Source organism: Pirellula sp. SH-Sr6A (genome assembly GCF_001610875.1).
Lineage (GTDB): Bacteria > Planctomycetota > Planctomycetia > Pirellulales > Pirellulaceae > JBKCUI01.
The window spans coordinates 4,511,956-4,534,765 of record NZ_CP011272.1; the positions used below are offsets into that span (position 1 = coordinate 4,511,956).

The 22,810-nt window shown below is 55.3% G+C and carries 19 protein-coding genes; 11 read left to right on the forward strand and 8 right to left on the reverse strand.

Translation table 11 applies throughout. The features are described from left to right. Positions 1-250 precede the first annotated feature (250 nt). From VN12_RS17255 to VN12_RS17285, 7 genes are all read left to right on the forward strand, one after another. Positions 251-685 carry a thioredoxin family protein gene (locus VN12_RS17255; RefSeq protein WP_146678003.1) on the forward strand — a complete coding sequence of 145 codons (435 nt, stop codon included), beginning with the start codon at positions 251-253 and terminating at the stop codon, positions 683-685. Between the two features lie 97 nt (positions 686-782). Beyond that, the gene (locus VN12_RS17260; RefSeq protein ID WP_146678004.1) at positions 783-1,664 is read left to right on the forward strand and encodes a UDP-N-acetylmuramate dehydrogenase; all 882 of its coding nucleotides are present in this window, start codon (positions 783-785) and stop codon (positions 1,662-1,664) included. Between the two features lie 45 nt (positions 1,665-1,709). Further along, a complete protein-coding gene (locus tag VN12_RS17265) occupies positions 1,710-2,606 on the forward strand; it encodes a hypothetical protein (protein ID WP_146678005.1) in 897 nt (298 codons plus the stop codon). 157 nt (positions 2,607-2,763) lie between these two features. Further along, a complete protein-coding gene (locus tag VN12_RS17270; RefSeq protein WP_146678006.1) occupies positions 2,764-3,543 on the forward strand; it encodes an SAM-dependent methyltransferase in 780 nt (259 codons plus the stop codon). Between the two features lie 77 nt (positions 3,544-3,620). Further along, positions 3,621-4,880, forward strand: coding sequence for a beta-ketoacyl-[acyl-carrier-protein] synthase family protein (locus tag VN12_RS17275; protein WP_146678007.1), 1,260 nt, complete (start codon positions 3,621-3,623; stop codon positions 4,878-4,880). A 125-nt stretch (positions 4,881-5,005) separates the two neighbouring features. Continuing rightward, positions 5,006-5,266 (forward strand): acyl carrier protein, encoded by a 261-nt coding sequence (locus VN12_RS17280; protein ID WP_146678008.1) that lies wholly within the window; start codon positions 5,006-5,008, stop codon positions 5,264-5,266. A 4-nt stretch (positions 5,267-5,270) separates the two neighbouring features. Beyond that, positions 5,271-5,744 (forward strand): hypothetical protein, encoded by a 474-nt coding sequence (locus VN12_RS17285; protein ID WP_146678009.1) that lies wholly within the window; start codon positions 5,271-5,273, stop codon positions 5,742-5,744. 60 nt (positions 5,745-5,804) lie between these two features. Here the strand turns inward: VN12_RS17285 and VN12_RS17290 are convergent, their stop codons facing one another. Continuing rightward, positions 5,805-7,268 (reverse strand): anthranilate synthase component I family protein, encoded by a 1,464-nt coding sequence (locus VN12_RS17290; protein WP_146679973.1) that lies wholly within the window; start codon positions 7,266-7,268, stop codon positions 5,805-5,807. Here VN12_RS17290 and VN12_RS17295 point away from each other — a divergent pair. Together VN12_RS17295 and VN12_RS17300 are read left to right on the forward strand one after the other, a co-directional pair. Next, the gene (locus tag VN12_RS17295) at positions 7,267-8,544 is read left to right on the forward strand and encodes a DHH family phosphoesterase (protein ID WP_240491181.1); all 1,278 of its coding nucleotides are present in this window, start codon (positions 7,267-7,269) and stop codon (positions 8,542-8,544) included. The two genes, VN12_RS17290 and VN12_RS17295, sit on opposite strands and share 2 nt — an antisense overlap. Continuing rightward, positions 8,537-9,190 (forward strand): hypothetical protein, encoded by a 654-nt coding sequence (locus VN12_RS17300; RefSeq protein WP_146678011.1) that lies wholly within the window; start codon positions 8,537-8,539, stop codon positions 9,188-9,190. Before VN12_RS17295 ends, VN12_RS17300 begins: the two co-directional genes overlap by 8 nt. Positions 9,191-9,283: 93 nt before the next feature. Here VN12_RS17300 and VN12_RS17305 read toward each other — a convergent pair whose 3' ends face one another. From VN12_RS17305 to VN12_RS17330, 6 genes are all read right to left on the reverse strand, one after another. Continuing rightward, positions 9,284-10,408 carry an App1 family protein gene (locus VN12_RS17305; protein WP_168164477.1) on the reverse strand — a complete coding sequence of 375 codons (1,125 nt, stop codon included), beginning with the start codon at positions 10,406-10,408 and terminating at the stop codon, positions 9,284-9,286. Between the two features lie 41 nt (positions 10,409-10,449). Further along, complete coding sequence (locus tag VN12_RS17310; RefSeq protein ID WP_146678013.1) at positions 10,450-11,565, reverse strand: Gfo/Idh/MocA family protein; 1,116 nt, start codon at positions 11,563-11,565, stop codon at positions 10,450-10,452. 133 nt (positions 11,566-11,698) lie between these two features. Next, positions 11,699-12,829 carry a transglutaminase-like domain-containing protein gene (locus VN12_RS17315; protein ID WP_146678014.1) on the reverse strand — a complete coding sequence of 377 codons (1,131 nt, stop codon included), beginning with the start codon at positions 12,827-12,829 and terminating at the stop codon, positions 11,699-11,701. A gap of 135 nt (positions 12,830-12,964) precedes the next feature. Next, positions 12,965-13,582, reverse strand: a complete 618-nt coding sequence (locus VN12_RS17320; RefSeq protein WP_168164478.1) for an NYN domain-containing protein — start codon at positions 13,580-13,582, stop codon at positions 12,965-12,967. Between the two features lie 7 nt (positions 13,583-13,589). After that, entirely contained in the window at positions 13,590-16,667 is a 3,078-nt protein-coding gene (locus VN12_RS17325; protein WP_146678016.1) for a PVC-type heme-binding CxxCH protein, read from the reverse strand. Between the two features lie 126 nt (positions 16,668-16,793). Further along, positions 16,794-17,738, reverse strand: a complete 945-nt coding sequence (locus tag VN12_RS17330) for an aldo/keto reductase (protein ID WP_146678017.1) — start codon at positions 17,736-17,738, stop codon at positions 16,794-16,796. Positions 17,739-17,956: 218 nt separating this feature from the next. On the opposite strand from VN12_RS17330, the gene VN12_RS17335 reads away from it, so the two are divergent. Continuing rightward, on the forward strand, positions 17,957-18,700 hold the full coding sequence (locus VN12_RS17335) for a hypothetical protein (RefSeq protein WP_146678018.1): 744 nt from the start codon (positions 17,957-17,959) through the stop codon (positions 18,698-18,700). Positions 18,701-18,806: 106 nt separating this feature from the next. Beyond that, positions 18,807-20,168 (forward strand): c-type cytochrome domain-containing protein, encoded by a 1,362-nt coding sequence (locus VN12_RS17340; RefSeq protein WP_168164479.1) that lies wholly within the window; start codon positions 18,807-18,809, stop codon positions 20,166-20,168. 52 nt (positions 20,169-20,220) lie between these two features. Here the strand turns inward: VN12_RS17340 and VN12_RS17345 are convergent, their stop codons facing one another. Continuing rightward, a complete protein-coding gene (locus VN12_RS17345; protein ID WP_146678020.1) occupies positions 20,221-22,752 on the reverse strand; it encodes an FAD-dependent oxidoreductase in 2,532 nt (843 codons plus the stop codon). Positions 22,753-22,810: the final 58 nt, after the last annotated feature.

Genomic DNA, 22,810 nt, shown 5'->3' on the forward strand with positions numbered 1-22,810 from the left:
CTCCAAGTAGTTGCACGAGCGAGGTGGAGCCCTATACTGGCTCGCCTTATCGGAGCCGGCGCAGATTGCCTAACCCGCAAAGTTTGACACTAGTCATTCCTTTGATCCTACTCCCTTGACCTCGCGGTTTAGGTTGTGCCGGCATGAAAACCTTGTAGCGCGTCCAACCGAGGATGGGGTGGACGGCGGAATGGATTTCGCGGCTCAAGCGTAGATTGTTACTTGTCCTTACCAAGGAAAGGGGTCCGCGATGTTGCGTTTTGCAGCATTGATGATTTTTGCTTTTTTGGACGGCTCTTCGTCCACAGCGCCCGCAGTCACGAGCTCGAAGGAACAGCCGCTTCCGTATGAGGTGGCCTACAAGAAGGCTCAAGACGAAAAGAAACCGCTCGTGGTGTTGGTCGGTGCCGATTGGTGCGCGGCTTGCAAATCCATGAAGTCGAACACGATCGTCCCGATGAGCCAATCGGGACAGCTCAAAGAGGTCATCTACACGCAGGTCGACAAAGACGCGCAGCCGGAGCTGGCTTCTCAGGTCATGCAAGGGAACACCCTTCCACAAATCGTTGTCTTTTGCCAAGACGATAAGGGTTGGAAGCGATTTTCCTTAACCGGCATGCAAACCGAGAGGCGTGTGAAGGAGCTGATCGGAAAAGCGATCGAGATTCTTCCAAAGAGGCGTTAGTCAGCCTTTCCCGCCGTGGTAAAACAATCTTTCGAGGCATTCACTTGGGTGGATGCCTTGATTGATTTAAGGACTTCCACCTCCACGAATTTTTTCCATGGCGAATCCCTTTAGCGACTTCCAGTCCGTCGTCCGCGAGAACCAATCGCTGGCCCCTTTTACATGGCTTCAGATCGGCGGCCCCACTCGGTACCTTGTTGAACCCAACGAAATCGACGAGTTGGCTGCCATCACCGCGATTTGTCTGGAGCAAGGAATTCCTGTTCGCGTTTTGGGAGGGGGTTCCAATCTGCTCGTCCGCGAGTCAGGGGTAGCGGGTGCAACGTTGTCCTTCAGCTCTCCCGTCTTTACCGGCATCCGCCGCGACGGGGATCGGGTCATCTGCGGCAGCGGCGTCAAGCTTTCTCATTTGATCACCTACGCCGTGGGGCAGGGCCTCGGGGGCCTGGAACACTTGGTCGCCATTCCTGGCACGGTCGGAGGAGCGATTCGCGGTAACGCGGGGACCGAGGACGGTGCGATCGGCCAAGTCGTTCACTCGGCCCGGATTTTGACCAAGGATGGCTCGATTATCGACGCCAAAGCCGAGGAACTAGCGTTGACCCACCGGGCCAGTGGGATGGACGGAATCGCGCTCGTCGAAGTCACGTTCGCACTGACCCCGGGCGACCCTGCTGCCCTCACCAAACGGGAGCAAACCTTCTGGATTCTCAAGCGTCGCAAGCAGCCGAGTTTTCCTGAGCGAACGGCCCTCGCCTTCATCGATCCCGTTGGAAACCAGGCTGCGGATCTCGTCCAGCAAGCCGGTTTGTCGGGCGTCTCCGAGGGAGCGGTCCGGATGAGTTCCACCTACCCCAATTTCATCATTGCTAGCACTGGTGCTACGAGTTCCCAAGTCCTCACTTTGCTAGAGAGAGTTCGAACAGGAGTGCAGGATCGGAGCGGAGTGCAGTTGCAATTCCATCTGCAGATTTGGTAAAGATACGCCGTTTGGGAAATTCCACTTCAAGGATGGACTCTGCCGATGGCTTCTGCTGAAGTCAACCCACCAAGCTCCACGCAACCCGTTTTCTGGGCTCATCTGCTGCAATGGATTCGGTCGATTCCACGATCGGCTATCTTGAGCATGATCGGCCCGTCGTTGCTTTTGGTTCTCGGTTACTTCGGATGGCGGTTCTATGGTGCCAAGCACTACGACGCTGCCTTCTACGGAATCGACAAGGCAAACATTGTCATCAATAACCAACCGGCTTGGTTGAAGTCCTCGATCGTCGATCAAGTCTACGCGGACAGCGGCATTGGAAAGCTGTCGATGCTCGATAGCCAGACACCCGCCATGATTGCCCGAGCGTTTGACGCCCACCCCGCCATTCGCAAAACCCATCGCGTCGAGCCTCGCGCGGGAGGGCAAGTCGTCGTATCGGTGGAATATAGGATTCCCGTTGGGATGGTGCACCTTCCGGCGGACACATCCGATGAGACCGGAAATGCCAGCCCCCGTTGGTTACCCATCGACGGCGAAGGGGTCTTGTTGCCAACTGTCGGATTCTTTGAGAAGGAAGATGTTCTCAACTATATCCACATCTTCGCGAGCAATCTGAATCTCGACATGCAACGAAGAGTGGGAACACCTTTCGGGGATCCGAAAGTCGAGGACGCAGCCAAACTCTGCGCCCTATTGGCCTCGATTCGCGAGCAAGCGAAGATTGTCGCCGTGTATGTCCACCCCGCACATGTGGTCGAAAAGACGCGTTGGCTGCTAGAGATTGAAACCCAGGGTGGCCCTCGCATCCTCTGGGGCAGTGCCCCCGGCATGGAATCGATTCACGAACCCAACTTTCGCGACAAATACTCGCGACTGAAAGACATCGCTTCCAGTCGAGAGGAATGGAGCAAGGGGAAGATCGACCTCAGCAAGTAGCCCTCGGAAAGGCTACGACCAAATTAGCTTCTGCGGTCCCGGGGACACGAATCCCCCTAAGCGCTTCGACTCATTGGAATATTCGGATCGGACGTGTTACCATGCGTCTCCCATCGAGCCCGCCCCTCGATCCCACCACCGATTCATCGAGTGTTCCATGGAAACCGTTGCTGACAGCATTTACAACTATCCCGTCTACTACGATCTCATTTTCGCCAGCGACTGGAGCGCGGAGTTTAAGTTTTTGGAAGCTGCTTTCGAGAAGCATGTGTCCAAGAAAACCAAGAGAGTTCTCGAGCCGGCATGCGGCACCGGGAGACTTCTGTTTCGCATGGCCAAGTCGGGGTATGACGCGGCCGGACTGGATCTCAACGAAAAAGCCATCGAGTACTGCAACAAAAGGCTCGTGCGCCACGGTTTGAAGCCCACCGCCTTTGTCGCCGACATGTGCGACTTCACCGTCAAACGCCCTTATGACGCCGCGTTCAACACGATCAACTCCTTTCGGCATTTGGCCACTGAAAAGCAAGCGGTTGCCCATTTTCAAGCGATGGCGGCAGCCGTTAGGCCGGGTGGCATCTATGCGTTGGGATTTCATTTAACCCCGCTGAAAGGGCCCCAAACCGACGAAGAACGTTGGAGCGCTCGCAAAGGAAACTTGGTCATCAACACCGCCATGTGGGCGCGCGATAAAGATCGCGCCAAACGGATGGAGCGTTACAACATTCGATTCGACATCTATCGACCCTCGAGCTCGATGCGAATCGACGATTGTTTGGAGTTGCGGAGCTATACCTTTCGCCAGTTCGCCAATACGATCAAGAAAGTCCCGGAATGGACGATCGAGGAAGCCTACGATTTCCGGTATGACATCGACGAACCGATTGAAATCGACAGCGAGACCGAGGACGTCGTCTACATTCTCAAACGCGTGTGATCCTTGAAAGAACCAGGGGCCGCTGGTAGTTTGCTAGCCCCTTTTCAGCCTTCAGCCTCTTAATTCCTGTCATCTGCATGCAACCCATCGATCGCACAAGCCAATTACCCGACTCCCAGCGAGTGGTCATGACCGCGGTGGGGCTAACCTCCCCCAACGGAAACGATTTGGAGTCCTATCGCGAAGCGTTGCTACAGGGAAAGAGCGGCGTTCGGAACTACAACATCCGCTATGTGGGGGACACCTTTGCCGGCGTCTGCGAATTCGAGGCTACCAAATACCAAAGCAAACGAGACATCCGACGCGGGACTCGAGCGGGTACCGTCGGAATTTGGGCGGCATCCGAGGCGGTCGCCCGCAGCGGTCTCGATTGGAGCAACGTCGATAAATCGCGCGTTGGGATCTATATCGGAGTGACCGAACACGGAAATGTCGAAACGGAAAACGAAATCTACAACATCAAGGGTTTCGATTACGACACCACCTACTGGTCGCACCACCACAACCCTAGGACCGTGGCCAACAATCCTGCCGGCGAGATCGCGCTCAACATGGGAATCACCGGCCCGCACTACACCATCGGAGCGGCTTGCGCCGCCGGGAACGCAGGAATCATCCAAGGTGTCCAAATGCTCCGCCTCGGAGAATGCGATCTCGCCATAGCAGGTGGAGTCTCGGAAAGCATCCATACGTTCGGCATCTTTGCCTCGTTCAAATCGCAAGGGGCGTTGGCGAGCCATCCTGACCCGACCAAGGCGTCGCGCCCCTTTGACGTCGACCGCAACGGAATCGTCGTCTCCGAAGGTGCTTGCATCTTTGTCCTGGAAAGACTCTCCGACGCGAAAGCGCGATCCGCGAACATCATCGCGGAGATTGTCTCCTATGCCATCAACACCGACGCCACCGATTTTGTCCTCCCCAACCCCGAGCGGCAGGCGCAATGCGTCAAGCTGGCTCTCGACCGCGGAGGACTCGAACCTAACCACATCGACATCGTGAGCACCCACGCAACCGGCACCAATAGTGGAGATGCACAAGAAGTCCAAGCGCTGCGAGCCGTTTTCGGCGATTGTACGAAAGTAAATTTCAACAACACCAAGAGCTTTATTGGGCACACGATGGGGGCCGCAGGAGCCCTCGAACTCGCAGGAAACTTGCCTTCCTTCCGCGACGGGGTTTGCCACGCCACCATAAATGTGGACAATCTAGATGAAACCTGCGCGATCCCCGGTTTGGTCCTCAACCAACCTAAAGAGCTGGGTCGAGTCGACTACATTCTCAACAACTCCTTCGGGATGTTGGGCATCAACTCTGTTTTGATCGTTCGCCGGTTTTAAGCTCGAACCCGAGTTCCTCCCATACCCCTGGCACTGCATCGATGGTGCGCCCTCGGCGGGTGGGCGGCACATAGTAGCTTGTATTTGTAGACCCCGTTGAAATTGCACGAGGAGAAAAGGTTTCCATGACACCAGCGGAAATCCGTGACGAGATCTTGGATATTTTGAGTGAGATTGCACCAGACGAAGATCTGTCGGGGCTCGATGACAATAAATCGTTTCGAGAACAGATGGAACTCGATAGCATGGACTTCCTCGATATTGTGATGGAGCTTCGAAAGCGCCATCGCGTGCAAATTCCCGAGGATGAGTACGGCAATCTCGCCAGCATGGCATCCACGGTCGCTTATCTCGAACCGAAAATGCGGGACATCGTCGCCGCCTAATGCCATGAACGCCGCAGAAGCCAAGATACTGTCCAAGCTGATACCGGGATTCGGATCCTATGCTTCCCAGCAGCAACGACGCGACGATGACTTGGCCCTCCGCCGTTATCTAATCGACCGCCTGCAGGGATCGAAACAAATCCTGCAGCGGATAGCCTTGGCGTTTTTAAAGGACGCCAATTTCGCTCGCATCCAAGACTCCGAATCTCTTCGCACGTCCATCGAGCACTTGCAATCGAGGCTTCGCAGCGCCTCGGAGGGATACGCACCCCTCTTCTCCTCCAAAGTCGTCGACGAGCCTAAACTCAAAGAGATCTTGAGTATCGACGAGGCCATCGTTGGTTTCATCGACAAGCTGGACGAAACCCTCCAGGCGATCGAACAGGGTTCAAGCGAATTCGAAGCAGCGAAAGACTTGGTAGATCGCGCCAAACAACGGTTCGCCCGACGTTACGAGATCCTGGATTCGAAGTCCTGAGTTCCTTTCGATGCCCCTGCCATGGAGATCTTCCGTGGCCTTGCGCGTTCCGATAGCGACTTAGAATGTCGATTCGATCGCCGCGATCAGCCCCGCCGCCTTTGTCCACGTTTCTTCTTCTTCTTGAGCTGGATTGCTATCGGCGACGATCCCGCCTCCAACTTGGAATTGCCACCAACCTCGCGATGCCGTGAGTGTGCGAATAAGAATGTTCCAGTCCATCGCACCATCCACGCTGCAATACCCCATCGAACCGCAGTATGGACCTCGCACAGTCGGCTCTAACTCCGCGATAATCTCCATTGCTCGAACTTTTGGAGCGCCTGTAATGCTCCCACCAGGGAAGATCGCGGAAAACAAATCCGACAACGTCGATTCCTTTCTCATTTGACCTCGAATCGAGCTCACCATGTGCAGCACAAACGGGTATTCCTCGATGGCACAAAGCTGATCGACTCGCATCGAATCTCTTCGACAGATCTTGGACAAATCGTTTCGAAGCAGGTCGACGATCATGATATTTTCCGATCGGTCCTTCGGCGAAACACGCAGCTCTTCTGCCACGAGTGCATCGGTGGTTAAATCGCCGGTCCGACGTCTCGTTCCTTTGATCGGGCGCGTTTCGATCCAGTCGCTCTCCACTCGAATAAACCGTTCGGGTGAGGCGCTGACTATCTGTCCTGGACCGAAATCGAAATAGCCCGCGAAGGGTGCCGCGTTGACAACACGGAGTTTCTCGTAGAGCTCGGAAGAGGAGCAACGGGCGGGACAGAGAAGACGCTGCGACAAGTTCACTTGAAAGATATCGCCAGCGAAGATGTAATCGCGCGCACGTTGGACCGCGGACCGATACCCCTGGCTATCAAAGTTCCCCAACCAGCCGCCCCCCAAACGTGTCTCAAATTGGGGGGCCGTCAGACCGTGGGCCATCGCATGCACCGAACTCCGCTCGGCAGAATGCCCCATCGATTCCGACACCGACACGGAAGAGTCCAACCGTTCCAGAAAATACTGGGCTCGAGCCATCGCTCTCTCCGTTCGGCCCTCCTCCCAGTTCGCGGCCCCGTCCTCGCAAAACCCTTGGGAGATCAACCAGCCCTTTCCAAGATGGTGATCCCATGCCAATACGACGTCGTACAAACCGAGCACGGCGATCGGGAGAGAAAATTCATCGTGCCGCGCTTTGGGAATCTTCTCGAAGCACCGTCCGAATTCGTAGCCGAAATAACCAGCCACTCCTCCTTGAAAAGGTGGCAAGGCCGGTTGCGTTTCGGTTCGATATCGTCCAAGCCATCCCTCCAACCGAACCAAGGGATCGGCCATGGGGATGTGAATCTCCAAAACGTCGATGGGGTCCGAGCATAGAAACGAAAAACGCCCCCTCGGCGGTCCCGCCAAAGCGGAATCGAGCCAGCAGCAGTAGGGAAGACCTCTCAGTCGTCGGAACGCGTAGAGAGAGTCCCATTCTTTTGGCAGGGGGACCACATGCGGCTGGAAGCACGTCTTGGAAATCGGATCGCTCATGGCGGCATTGTACGAAACGTTCTTCTTGCTCTCCAAGTGCTGCTCGATGCAATCCCAGTGCAATCCCGTTGCAATCCCACTGGGTGGAAAACATTTCTCTGCTACCCCAATCCTCAATTCGCGTCACGCTTCAGGAAGTTCCGCTATACTTCACCAACGGAAACTGGCGTCCGATCCTGACAGTGCCTTTCGCGGTCCCTCAAGCACCCAATTCGCACTGTCCTTGATCGTCGACCAGATGAAAGAATCGATTACTGCAAACATTAGAAATGTCTTCATGAACTTGGACTGGGACTCTCTTCGAGCGATTCTGAATAAGCACAAGCGTTTCATTCTGACAAGCCATATTCGTCCCGATTGCGACGCGCTCGGCAGCGAAATGGGGATGGCGGGAATTCTCCAGGCCATGGGAAAAGAGGTGACCATTGTCAATGGTCACCAAACCCCGCCCAGCCTGTGCTTCATGGATCCAGCGCAGTCGATTCTGGTTATCGGAGACACGATCACACAGGAAGAAATCGAAGGGGATTGCTTGATCGTCCTCGACACGAGCGCTTGGGCACAGCTCGGCCCGATGGCCGATGTTCTAAGGAAATTCAACGGCTCCAAAGTCGTCATCGATCACCATGTGGGTGAGGACGATCTCGGGGCGCAGTTTTTCAAAGACACCAGTGCCGAAGCGACTGGTCATCTCGTCGCCAAGCTTGCCGAACATCTCCAGGTCCCCATCTCCCGCACGATGGCAAACGCGATGTATGCCGCGATCGCCACCGATACCGGTTGGTTTCGATTCGACTCGACCACTAGCGAAACCTACCGCGTTATCGCCAAACTCGTCGACTCGGGTGCTTCCCCCTCGTCAATCTACGGCGATCTGTATGAACGCGACACCGTCGGACGTGTCCGATTGCGTGGACGCATCCTCGCGAGGGTGCAAGTCGAGTGCAACGGCCAACTGGTCCATACGCACGTCCGAAAAGAAGACTTTGTCGAATCGGGAGCGCTCGCCAGCGATACCGAGGATGCGATCAATCTGACTTTAGCGATCGAGGGAACGAAGGTCGCGATCATCTTGATCGAGCAGCTCAAAGGTGGATTCAAGGTGAGCTTCCGCTCGCGATGCCATGTCGACTGCAATGAACTGGCTCGTCAGTTCGGCGGGGGTGGGCATCGCGCCGCAGCAGGTGCGTTTATCGAAGCCGAGTTTGCCGACACCCAGGCGCGAGTTTTGCATGCGGCGAGACAAGCGCTCGCCAACAAACCTGGTCATGCTTGATCCCATTCGTCTCTCCTTCGCGCTTCTCCCCCTCGGCGCGTACCTGTCCGTGATGGGGATGCTGCGATGGCGAAAGCACCCCACTGTTTTGAGCAGATCGTTTGATTTGCTCCTCCTCGGGATGGGGATGGCCGGCATGATCGCAGTCGGACCGATCGAACTCTTTTTTCCGAGAGCGGCCTACTCGCTCGTTGGAAATTGGGTTTGGTTGATCCTACTCTCGCTCTACTTTCTAGTTCTCCTGCTGATTGTCTTCCATGTCCCACCTGGAGTGGTCGTGTATGGGATGCGTCAGGAACGCCTTCGGAAGCTTTTGGAAAAGGGACTTACCGATCGGGAAGTCCCCTTCTCCTTCCAAGGCGACGCGATCCGTATGGAGTCGATAGGCATCCACGCTCTGCTCCTCGACGCGGGAGCCCGCGATGTCGCTGCACTGCAAGCGATCGGGGCGAAGCAGAATCTGCTGGAATGGGTCCGACTCGAGCAAGACCTTAGCCGGGCCGTGCGTCACGAACACATGGAGTCGGCGGTTCAAGGCCCATTGTATGTCACCCTGAGCAGCTTGTTATTCCTCGTAGCATTCTGGTTTTTGGCAAGCGACACCCAGTCGCTTCGCGACGCGATGGCAGCTCTCTTTAGCGAGTAGCCAATCGATCCCTCCGTATCTGCATCCAAGACAACGGCGCATTCAAGACAGCGGCGGGACCATAGCAACGACAACTTCCAGACAGCAATGTCTTTAAGAAAGCAGGTCGCCGAGCTGACGAGCGTGGGCAAAGACTTGAATCGGGACCGTTAATCCATGCCGTCGATAAATCCCTTCGAGACGTTTCCCATCGAGAGGATTGGCTTCGATCTGTCGAATACAAATCCGAGCGACTTGTTTTGGAAATTTGGCTGCCAACTTCGCGTAGATCTCGGGGTCTCGCTCGCCGCTATCCCCGACGAAAATGAAAGTGCGATTGGGCATCCGTTTGAGCAAGCTCCTAATCACCCCTCCTTTGCTTTTGCGACGGATAATTTGCCATCGCTTGAAGATCTCGTCTCGCAAACGGAACCACTTCAAGTGCATGCTCCCTTGGGGGAATCCCGACTGGGAAAGGAACTGTGAAATAGGACGATAGATCTGCCAAGGGCTGCTGCTGACGTAATGGAACAACGCCCCCTGCTCAAACCAACGATGGTAGGTCTCCGCCATGCCCTCGATCGATTCAAAGGGTTCGGCAAAAGTTCGTTGCAGCATCCGTCTTCGATAATTCACTTCCGTCATTTTGATCGTATCATCGATATCCGTGACGACGCTCACTCCTTGATCTTCCGCCAAAAAAATGGGGCATCCCTTCAACGCATTCGACGCTTCCATCAACGGCGAGGGTATGGGCGCATCGAGTTGTTCATAACTTGATGAAGGAAACGAATCTCCGTAGCTGCGCAGGCCCGAGAGTTGGCGTGCGGGGAGATCCAGTTTGCAATTGAACAAACCGCTCCCCTTCGATTTTCGCCTCAGCACGTAATGCTGACCGCCGAGAGCGAGTTGGACACGCACACCCGAAATTGGACAGGCCAAGAAGCCATCGACCCGTTCACCGAAAATCTGCCCGTCGACGACATCTTTTGAAATGTCGAGCGCACGGACCAATCCTTTGAGCAGGAGCCGCTTGCTAAAGGAAGCAGGCGCTTCCTGGCTAATCCTTCCTTGCACCCAAACCCGCCAGACATCCCCGCCAGCGAGGGGTGTCGCAATGGTGGGATACAACACGACACGGGAATCCAGTTCCGATCGATTCGGGATTTCGGGATGCATATGGAGAACCATAGGTCTCTGCTTCAACACATCAGCACCCACGCGAAGAGGACTACCCATGCCAGAAGTCTCCATCCGATCGAACTCGAGACGAGTTCGGCCTAACCTTTTTCCACGGTGACCGTTTTTCGTTGATCGATCGATCGATAAATCGCCTCGATGGCCAACAGATCCTTCAGGCCTTCTTCGCCCGAAACTTTCGAAGGACGTCGCTCCAAAATGCACTGAGCGAAGTCATCCATTTCCGTGGCGAACTGATCGACCTGCCCCAGATCGACTCTCTCTTTCGAGGTTTCCATCCGGATCCCTGTGTAACTAAAAGCCGGATCCAATTTCACAAAACCATCGCTGCCAAAGGCTTGGACGCGATTGAGTCCATTGAAGTTGTAACTGGTGCTGCAATAGGCTTGAGACCCCGACGCGAACTGCATCAACCAGGTGATCGATTCGTCCACTTCTGCAAATTTCGTCGCATCGGTTTTGGATTCTTGCGCGGTGATAGAAATCGGCTCCTCGCCTGTGATACCGCGACACGCCTGGAGCGCGTAAATGCCGACATCCATCAAGGCTCCGCCGCCAGCCAAGTCGCGTTTCAGTCGCCATTGCGTTGGGTCACCGATCTTGAACCCAAATCCAGCTTCGATCATGCGAACCGCGCCGAATGCCTGGGAACGAACCAGCTCGAGCATCTTGAGGTGATGGGGTTCGAATTGACAACGATAACCGATCGCCAACAATCGATCCGCGGCCTTGCACGCGGCGATCATCTCGCGACATTCCTGCGCGGTGTTTGCCATCGGTTTTTCGCACAAGACATGCTTCCCGGCTTTGGCCGCTCGAATGGTAAACTCGTGGTGCATGCTGTTGGGCAACACCACGTAAACGAGATCGACGGAATCGTCCGATGCAATTTTGTCGAACCGTTCGTAGTTATAAATATGATCCTGTTTCACTCCATACTTTTCGCTCCAAGCCTTTTCCTTTGCCGGGGTGCCGGTCACGATGGCAGCCAGCTCGCAGTGCTTGGTTTTCGCCAAGGCTGGGGCAATCTGATTGGTACTCAGGTTTCCCAAACCGACCAGCGCCACTCCCAACTTTCGGTTCGAACTGGCGCGGGCGGTCTCGGAAAAGAATCCTCCCGTCGCTAGTCCTGCGGCGAACGCAGCGGAAGTGGAAGTCGAAAGAAATTCTCGTCGGTTGGCATTCAGTCTTTGCATCGGATTGAATCTGCTTGCGAGGAATGAGGAGGGAAGGGGTCGCAGGGACCGGTTCTATTCTAACGCGCATCGGCCCGGTTCAGATACGCGAAAGAATTGGAGTTACGAAAAAGGGAGCACTCCCCGTTCAGCCTCAATTTTGCGGTGCCGCCTCGCCTCCGCGAGCCGCATCCTGCCGAAGAGCGTCCAGTTCCTGCTGCAACGGTCCAAGATCGAGAATGGGCTCGACAAACATGTCCCGTCCACCTGCCCCCAACGGCCGCTGACGGCACGAAAAGAAATGCGAAACATAACGCTGCCAGCCCTGCTCCTCGGGAACCTTGAATCGGTCCCCCTTCTGCAGGATGGGGCGGTAGTCGTGCATTTGACCAAACTGCTTTTCACCCGCAGCTTGGCACGGAAACCAATGTCCGACGCCTTCGTCATCTTCTAGATAAAACTCGGGATAGCAGTGCTCTGGAATCCAAACGCACCGAGCAGGAATGTCGCTCGCTCGGCAGAGCGCGACAAAGATGCCGGTCATCTCCTCGCAATCTCCCTGCTTGTCTTTGAGCGCATCCCGAATGTTGCGCACTGGTCCGTTGCGATATTCGATTGTCTCTCGAACCCAGTCATAAATCATCTCGACATGCTTCCAAGCATTCTCGGGCTTCGAGTCGGCGATTTTCTTCGCCGCTTTTTTGATGTCAGGCAAATTGATTTCGATATACGGGCTCGACTCCATATACCAACGCAACTCTTTATGAATCGTCTTCGGAATACGAAAGATCGATGTATCGGCAGGTGCATTGATAAAGGACTTTTCCACCTGAACATTGACGATCAAGTTGATTTGGGCGTTGGGCCCGAGCGAGTTCATGCGCATGACCAACTGCCGTGCACCGGCTGGCAAATCTCGGAAGTCCCAAAGCATTTGGTCTGGGATCTCATGGCTCAAAACCGTGATCTTCTGCTCCGGCCAATCCATGGGAAAAGGAATTGTGGCCTGGATATTGGTTGCGAAATTCTCGTTGGACTCAAAGCTCATCCCGAACCTCATCTCCATCGTCCGTGGAGCATAAAGCTGGATGCCGTTGGTCGCTTCCAAAACGCGCCCCACTACGACTTCCGCGGACGGCTTTTTGGACACAGGCTTCGCCGAAGCTCGCGGCTTGGAAACGCCCTCGCCTCGCTCCTTGGTGTCCTCTTGCGCCAAGCAACTTGATGGAATCAATAAGAGTCCTGCCAACCCGAGCGCGATTCTTCGAAGGTTACCCAATTTCATTCGTTCTATCTCCCGTTACGAGTCACCTTTCAGAATAAGTCGCAGAGACGCGCTTTGGCAAACTCTTTGGGAAACAGGACAAAATTCCAACCTCTCGCAATCCCCCCACCACTCAGAGCGATCCGAATGTGCGAATTATGACGATTGGGAACCGTCGGACTGCGAATACCCAAACCGATCAAGCCACTCCCGCAATTCGCTGGGCTCGATGGAAAAATCACCCTCCCTTGATTTCGCATGGGACAAAGGACCTTCCGCCAACTCCTCGCCCCGCCCAGGTTTCGTTCGATTTCCCACGTTGGAATCGGATGGGACGGGATCCGACATCGGAGGACCCAGTTCAAACGAGACCCAATCCTCGCTCTCCATGGCGATGGCACCTCGGCTTTTCGCCGCTCGCTGAATCTGATGATCGGACGAAACGACGGTTAGTTTTTTGGGAGTTGGATGGGCACGGATCGCTTGCACGATCAACTCGTCCGCACTGGAGTGATCTCGTGAAAAAGTAACCCTCATGCCGCGATAGTGAGTCTCTTTGGGCAGATCGAGGTCGACTTGCGAATCAAAAACAATCCAAGTCCTCTGCCGCTCGCGGTCGGACATTCTTATCGCAATGTACTCTAAACAGTATTGCCTCGCTTCTCGCAACGCACCGCTACCTCGACGCGGATCGGGATAGCCGATGCTTTGAAACATCAAGTTGTAGCCGTCGATCAATGTTTCGATCGACGGCTGCTTTCGATCGCGCGCCATAGCGGGATTATCGAGCGTTCGAATGCAGATTCTCGGGAGTCCCCTGAATCTTCGCATTCTCTTTCGAGTCTGGTTTCTGCTCCAATGTGAGAAGCGCGAACAAATCGGCCAACTCTTGGGGTGTCATCTGGTTTTCCAACCCCTCGGGCATCAGCGACTTGGAATCCTGCTTGAACTCATCGATCTCCTCGGTCGCGATGGTTTGCTCTTTCCCTCCCTGCACTTTGACAATGACCCGCTTCTCGGTTCTCTCGATGAGCAGACCGGTGATGATCTCGTCATCCTTGGTCCGGATGGTCACGCTCTTGTACGCATCGCCGATCACCAAACTCGGATTGAACACACTCACCAGCAGCTGCTCATAGGAACCGCGTCCATTCGATGTAATGTTCGGTCCTACCTCGTTTCCCCGTCCATGCATGACGTGGCATTGGCCGCAGATGCGATCATAGACCAACCACCCCCTGTCGGCGTTCCCTCTCGCGTCCCACCGGAGCGCATTGCCAACACGCTGGATCACCGCCTCGCGCTCTTTCGATGACTCCGTGCTGACACTTCCCCAAATCTGACCGACAAGCTTCTTGATGGACTCTTGATTGCTGCCTGCTAATAGTCGGATCCGATTTGGGCTCAACAACTCTTTTCGAATCGCTCCCGATTGGACCGACGCCAAAAACACCTCGGCCGATTCGGAACGCTGACAAAGCCTCTCGGCGATCCCCGACTGAATCGCCCCCTTCATTTTCGGCAAGCGAGCGACCAAACTCTGGATCTGTTCCACCGAAAGCCTTCGTAACCCCAGATCCAATAGCGTGTCGCGCAAACCGCTATCGACTTCGCGTTGGGACTCCAGATCCGTAAGAAGCTTCTCCGTCGCAGCCAACAAAATTTTGTCATCGAGCGACGCGGAGACTTGAACAATCTGTTTCTTGAGATCGGGCCGAACATCCGGATGCACCACGAGCTCCTTCGCCAGCCTCATGACATTCTCATCGCCCAAAATCAATCGAACTTGAAACAAAGCGTTTTGCCAGCCATTCCAGCTCTTCCATGCCTTGCCATCCGGGACGCCATACTGGGGATTCGAAGCATTTTCCGAAACCCACTTTTGCAAGATCGCCTTGGTCGCGGTGACGGATAACTCGCCACTGCGCACCCGATCCAACAATGAGCTGATAACACGTGCCCCAGCCTCTGGATCCTCGTTCGCAACCAAACTCGCGGCTGCCAACACATTCTCGACATGACGCCGACTGCGCTCATCCTCCAATCGATTGTTGGACTGAGACAGGAGCAGGGAAGCGAAGCGAGGAACGAGCCCATTCCACTCGCGATTCGCGGTGGATTTCTTCATAGTCGCCAAGATTGTGTCCTGTTCACGAACCAAATCAGGCAGCATGTTTTGCCAAACTACCCTGCTCAGGATCGGATCGGGGTCGCTATGGGACAATACCTTCATCTGCTGCGACACATTCCAGGCAGACTCTCCCTGGGCGCGCGCCATCTTGGGACTGGCGATCGCGACCTCCACACGAACGCGGGAATCCGGATCCGCGGCCAACTTTTCTAGCGACTGCCTCACACTGGGTGAGTCGATCTTTTGCCGACCAACCGTTCGGACCCCCCAAGCTCTCAATTCGGGCTCGTTGGCTTGCACGAGCCGCGTTGCCAACGTCTCCGAAATGCGGGTTGAACCGACCAACGCCCAAAGGGAATGAAGCCGGGTCTTCATCGACAGCTTCGCATCGAAAATGTTTTGTTGCAGTGCGTTCGACGTCTCGGAGCTTATCGCAACGCTTCGCTCTTGCAGCTTCAATTGGGCTCGCTGCCGATTGAAAATGTTGGGATCAGCCAACAGGGCGACCAACTGAGCATCGCTAAGCTTGTCAAAGTCTTCCACGCGGGGCTTCCGTCGCGATTGATGCACAATGCGATAAAGACGGCCATGCCCCCGATCCACTCCTTTCGGATCGGCATTCGCATCTTGATAGCAGTGATAGCGGTCATACCAGTCGAGCACATACAAACATCCGTCAGGCCCCACCTTCTGCGCCACCGGCATGAACCAAACGTCGTTCGCTGTCAGAAAATCGGGTTCCCCCTTACCTTTATATGTCGCTCCAGATCGCTCGATCGAATCACTGTTTAAACAGCCACCATGGATGTTCCCCATGTAGAGTTTGTTGTTGAAGGACGCGGGATACGCATCGGTGTCCAAGAATTCGATTCCGCAGTAGGCTGCCATTTGATGCTTGTGTTTGACAATCGAATCCGCATAGAACGTGTGCGGTGGATAGGGTCCTCCCTGCCGAAGGTAGTAAGCGCTTTCGGTGAGATGCCACAAGTGATCGATGACACAGGCGCTAATAAAGGCACTCCCTTCGGAATCGAAGGCGATCCCCCAAGGATTGCTGGTACCTTCGCAAAACAAATCGAACTGACGGGTCTTCGGATCGATGCGAAACATCGCGCAGGTGAACTCAAACGTCTTGTCCCCTTGAACAACGCGCGATGGGTTGAACACTCCGTTCAGTCCATAAAGGCATCCGTCGGGTCCCCAAGTGAGCGCATTAGGAAGTTCGTGGGTATCATCCCTCCCAAAGCCTGTCACCACCACTGTCTGTTTGTCGGCGACATCATCTCCATCGGTATCCTCTAAAAAGAGAATATCGGGTGCATTGGCGACCCAAACTCCACCATGCCCGACCGCGATCCCCGATGGGATATTCAGTCCTTCGGCAAAGACCTTCACCGTCTCTGCGACCCCATCCCCATCTCGATCCTCCAAGATCTTGATGCGGTCCCGTCCAGGTCCTGGTTCACGACGCGGATACTCAAAGCTCTCCGTGACGTAGATGCGCCCGCGATCGTCGAACGCCATCGCGACCGGATTCATAATCGCCGGCTCAGAAGCGACCAACTCCACATGGAATCCCTCTGGAACCTGCATTGCGGCGATCGCTTCGACAGGAGACTTGGGCGGCCCGGGAGGAGCCGATTGCTTTCGCGGAATGAAGTCTTGGCCGTTCGAAGTCGCAGCGGTCGCAGCTGCCAAAAGCAGCGCAGCAAATCTCAATCGTTGCACGTCAAAGAAACCTTGTTGGGAGGGAATATTGGGAGGAAAATCGATGGGGTCCGATCTCTCTCGCTCCGGAGAGTAGACCTGCGAGTATTCTACACCATCGAGTTGCCTTATGCCCCCACCGTCGGTTTACGGCCGGGCTAACGCGGCCCGATCATCTTCTCCAAGCTCGAATGAAAGCGCATCGACCAGTTCGCAAACCTGCTGCTCGTTTCGCATTCCCACAATAGCACCCGTCACGGCAGGATGACTGAGCACGTAAGCGATCGCGATCACACCGGGATGCTTTCCAAGCTTCGTCGCCAGCGCTGTCACGCGTTCTTCCAATTCCAAATTCTTGGTGAGGAGCGGCTCTTGAAAAAATGCACTGCGACGGCGCCAATCGTCTTCAGGAAGGTTCTCAATGCGCTGGCGAGTCATTGCACCGGTCAACATGCCCGATCCCATAGGCGAATAAGCAATCACGCCGATGCCATGCTCCTGCGTGTAGGGAAGAATCTCCTTTTCCACCTCCGGCCGGACCAAGGAGTAGGGGGGTTGGAGAGAGGTAATGGGTCCGATCGGAGCAATCCGTTCCATCTGCTCCACGTTGAAGTTCGAAACACCGATCCATCGCACCTTCCCCTCCTTTTGGAGAGCCACCAGCGTCTCCCAGCCTTGCTCGATATCCGATTCCGGTTCAGGCCAATGAATCTGATACAAATCGATCACATCGACATCCAATCGTCGCAAACTCGCCTCGCATTCGCGGCGAATGGAGGTCGGCTCTAGCGATTTGACAATCTGACGATTTTCGTCCCAGGCCCTCTCGCATTTGGTGAATACGTAAGGTTTGGCTCCCCCCCAAGAACGGATCGCTTCAGCAACGACTTCTTCAGAATGCCCCAACCCGTAAACAGCGGCGGTATCAATCCAATTCACCCCCGCATCCAACGCCGCATGGATCGCACGAATCGAATCGCTATCGTCCTGCTGGCTCCACGAAAAGGACCAACCCGCCCCTCCCATCGCCCAAGCTCCAACCCCAATGGGTGAAATCTCTAAATCCGATTGGCCTAATCGTCTGGTTCGCATCGATCTTCTAAAGTGGGGTAAGTGGAATATTCATCGTCCCGCAGCATGTTCGCAACCTAACGCGATGCTGCGAAGTATATCCGATCTCCCATAACGGAATCCCACATCGCGCGCCCTAGGGGAGTTAAAATGAAGCCTGATATCCGCAAAGGCGCACCTCAGGTCTTGAGGTTCTAGTCCCCTCGCTGTCGTGCGCGAGTCGCTTTCGTGAGCACACTATGCAGCATTCACCCTTGATCCCCCCCAACTGGAATTCCTTGCCCGAGGAATTCCGATCCCGGCTCGGTACATCGGTCGGACGACAACGGGCCATGTTTACCGACTCCCACCTCCTCATTGTCGCGCACCATGTTCCCGAAGCGGATGAGACGACGCGAAAAGGAATTCTCTTCTGGCTAGACCCCTCAGGCGAATGGCGAGCGAGCAATGGCGACCCGGGCAAAGCCGCCCTGCAAATGCACTTGGATCGATTCTCGAAGAAGCTCGATCATTACGAACACGAAGAAGCGATCGCTCGGAAGGCCGACGATTACCTTCCCATCCTGGATGGCCTAGCGCCCTTGATGCGGACCACGAAGAATCTACTCGCCACACTCGAGGAGGCCCGCAAGGCCTTTCCTAACGTTAGGGCTCTGATCGATTACCGCGACCGTGCCTACGATCTTGCGAGGCAAGCGGAGTTGCTCTACGAGGACGCTAAGAACTCGATGGACGTAGCCATCATCCGCCGCGCGGACGAGCAAGCTGCCGCGACGCACCAGATGATGGTCGCCTCCCACCGCTTCAACATGCTCGCCGCCATCTTCTTCCCCTTTGCGACCCTCGGCTCGATCTTCGGTACAACATTGACGGATAATTGGAGCTGGTCCCAATCTCCTTTAGGCTTCACCGTGTTTCTTCTCGGCGGAGCGATCCTGGGTAGCGTCCTGATCCAATTTGTTGCACGCCCTCGAACGCCGTAACTCAAATCCTCCCCTTCCTCCCATTTCCATGCCAAGCTTCTCCTGCCTCGCTCGCTGTTTTCTCCCCCTCTCGCGAACTACCGCGTACCTTGTCGGTATACTCGCGATGGCATGTCCTTCGTTGGGAGAAGCTCAAGCACCCAACGAAATCGAACAGCGCGCAGCACGTATCTTGCAATCGAAATGTTTTGCGTGCCACAACGAAGACTCGTCCGAAGGAGGGTACAGCCTGCACAACGGGCATACTCTCTATCGACCAGGGGATTCCGAAGCGGCGCCGATCGTCGACGGTTCGGCGGAAAGAAGTGAACTTTGGAAAAGAGTCTCCTCCGAAGATAGCTCGATTCGAATGCCCAGCGAAGGGGAACCTCTCTCGGCTGAGGAACAATCTATTCTCCGCCAATGGATCGATGGTTCCCCGGCCTGGCGCCTCGCCAAAGACCAACGATTGATCGAACGCGCATCCCCCGACAGGCTGCTCACCCTCGATTCCGCCCCTCCCCAACATTCGACCTATGGCAATCGAACACCTCCCTTCCTCGGTGTTTTCAGCGAGAACCGAAAAAAACTCTATGTCGCCGGTTGGGGGGAACTGCTGGTTTGGAACACCAGCGACGGAAACCTGGAAGCCCGCTGGTCGGGCTTTGAGAAACGGTTCGCTGCGATCGACTTGTCCACCGACGAACGTTGGCTCGCGGTCTCCTCGGGCCAACCTGGCATCTCCGGCACGGTTCATCTCATCGACTTGGAGAATCCGAAACATGCGATTCGCGTGTGGACCGCTTCGGACCTTCCACCTGCCCTTCGGTTTTCTCCCTCCAACCGTGCGTTGGCGATCGGCTCGATGACCGGTCAAGTCGCGATTGTCGCTGTCGACACCCAAGAGATTGTTAAAGAAGAATTGGCGCACGCAGACCAAGTTCTCGCGTTGGAGTGGAATACCGATGGTTCGCGATGGATGAGCGGGTCGAGAGATCGCACGGCGCGCGTATCGGAATATGCGTCCGGAGAACTCAAGGTGGCGTTAGGAGGACATGAGCGGAGTGTTTGCGGAGTCGGTTTCAGCTCCCTCGGCCCGATCACGAGGGACGAAACGGGCTCGCTCCGACTATGGTCCAACGACGATTCAGGACGAGTACTCACCAAGCGGAGCGACCTGCCTCCCAAACTGCAGTCCATCGCTGTCGCAAACGATCGCATTCTCTGGCTCAACGCCTCAAAATTGATGTCCGCGGCTCCCACAAAATCGGTAGTCGAGGAGCCGGAAAAGGACGACAAGGGTACCCCCAAAAAGAAAACCAACTTCGCGTTGCAAAAGAAGGAATTGCAGGACTTGCGCCCAGAGACAGCAAGCGTTCATTGGCTGAACCGCTCCGGCTGGATCGGCATCCAAACAACCGATCGTCGCTTCTTTCTCCATAAGATCGAGGCGTCTGACGAAATGTCGCCGATGACTCTTTACCCGTGACCCTTCTGACCGCTTAGCACATAAGGGTCGCTCGGAGATCGATTCATTCGATTCAAAACAGCTCTAGTTGCTGCGGTGCATCGATTTGCAATGACGGGGATGATGAAGAAGCGAAAATGTCGGTAGCGACCGTGCCCATCACACGCCCCGCGAGCGCCATTCCGGATAAAAGCGCTCCTTCAATATTGGGGGTTTGAAACCAATCCCCGCACGCACCAATACGATGTTGCGAATCCCAAAAGCAAGGTGTATCGCTGATTCCCTGTTCAACTGCGGCGTAGAGCCATCGGTGGGCTTGGCGGAAGAACGGCTCTGGCGGCGTGATGGGGAACAATCGATATAATTCCTGCATCAACACTTCGCAGACAGTATCTCGATCGAGTGCAAGATGCTCAGCCGCCCAGTCACTGCTGGTTTGAAGGACCCAGCAATCCAGCTCGCTCGGACGGTTCGGCTTGCTCGAATCGCGAGCGATCCAAGCGATAGGGGACTCTTTGACAAAGGCGCCATCAAATGGAAGCCCCCACTTGGTTCCAAAGGCGACCATCAAGGTCCAGCAGGGCCGGTGGTTCGCCTGTTGCAGTTTCTTTGCGGAATCTAGATGGCTCGGCACGAGCTGCAAGGTCTGATGGGCAGGGCAGTTCAAAAGCACCGAATCAAACGTCTCGCTCTCAAACCGCTCCTCTTCGATCATTGCCAAACTTATTTGACCCGCCAAACGATAGGCTCCCGGTTCCCCGTCGATGCGATCGACGCGCCGTTGGTATTGGACCTTCAGATCCTTCGACAAGTGCTTGCCCATCGCATTCATACCTGGAATCCATACCATTCGGTGGGCATTGGATTTTTCTGCTGCGATCGCGCCATCTCGCCACTCGACGATCCGACCTGTCCATACTCCAGCCAGTCCCATTTCGATCCAACTGCAAACGTACTTGGCAACGCGGGAGTCTTTGCAGGTGAAGTACTGGGCGCCGTGATCGAACTGCAACATCTGCTCCAGACGTCGCGTCGAAGCCCTGCCTCCCGCCCCTCGTGATTTATCAAAGACGGTAACATCCCAACCATGGTCGCTCAGAATCCTCGCGGCCATCAATCCACCTAACCCAGCCCCGACTACCGCAATCCGCGGAACCGCCCCCATTCGGAATCGATCGATTTGCGACTCGTATTTTGGAAGGTCCATCCGCTGGGCATGCTCCGAGGTCGGCCTCGTGCGGACGGTCCCAAGGACGGGCTGAGGAGGATGAAATGGGCGATCGAATTGCCCCAGGCACCAAAGGATTCCACCATAGGATGCAGGATCCCGACCGTCTAACGCATAACGATGGTTTAGATCGATCAATTGACGCAGCGCATCACCCGCATTTCGGGTCCAGTGAGGAATCGCTTTGCCCCACGTCATCCGTACGTTGTTATGCAACTCTCCATGTTTGACCAAACTGCGCTGGCATGCATTCCAAAGCCGATCCGATGTCTTGCCTCGCGCGAGATCCTCCCATGCGTACAATTCGTCTCGACGGTCTGCTTCGTGCTCCGTCAGAGTTTGAGTCGCCCAAGCCGGAAGTGTGTCCAACGTGTTGTAATCGTCGCGATAGAAACAATATCCGTAAGCCATCTCACGCCATATCAACAACTCTTCAAGATACTTTTCCGCATTCCTATGATGCGCTTCGCGAGCCAATCGCATCGGAGAAACCATCCCATAGTGCAAATACGCGGACATGCGACTGGCAACTTCTGACGTTGGGTCATTCCTCTGTTTTGCATACTTGGAAAGCTTCGTACGACAGAAATGTTCCCACCTCGCATACCCTGCAGTTGTCCCACCCGGAGTGTCGAAGACGGGCCCGATACTGTGGTCGATTTCACATTGAGAAACGAGTTCTGCTAGATCGATGCACTGAGGATCGATGGGCACAAAAGGAAGCTCCCCATCCCATGGCGAGGGCTGGGCATCGCAACCAGGCCAAGGTGCACCGACTCGTTCCTTGTACCATTTGCGAGTGGCGTCTTTGTAAGCAAAGGCGCGGTCGTAGGCCCTCCCTAACTTTTGCAGGGGCACCACGCAAGACGCATCCACAGTCAAAATGGGAGTCGCCGATGTGCCTCGCAGTCGCTCCAACCAAACGTCTGTCGGCTCACCCGGGAATTCGTCCGTAACGAGGATCTTGGCCATGGCAGTGATTCGCTTCAGTGCCGGAATCCGATATTCACGTCGATCGACATGCAACACGTGACGAATCCCCAGTTTGCCATACTTCTGAGCGAGATCCACTGCCCCTTGTAAACTGAACCAATGATGCCGATCCGATGCGAATCGATAGTTCTCGCTCACCCCTTGGTAAACCAGCAGAGGTGCATCCAACGAAATGGCAATATGTCGCGCAGCGTCCAATGCCGGATTTTCATCGGTTCGCAATGCATGGTGTGTCCAATAGACCACCGGCGCGGTCGACGACGATCTTGGGTCCAAACTCCCATCGTCTGATTCACGGCCTAAGCTGTACCACCGAGCTCGTTCCAAAAGATGGGGAGGAAGCGAGGCCAGGATCTCCTGGAGTGCGTTCGATCGATTGAGCATGTCAGGGAGTCTGGGAAGGGATCAAACGAGCCCAACGCCGATGCACAACCGTTGTGAA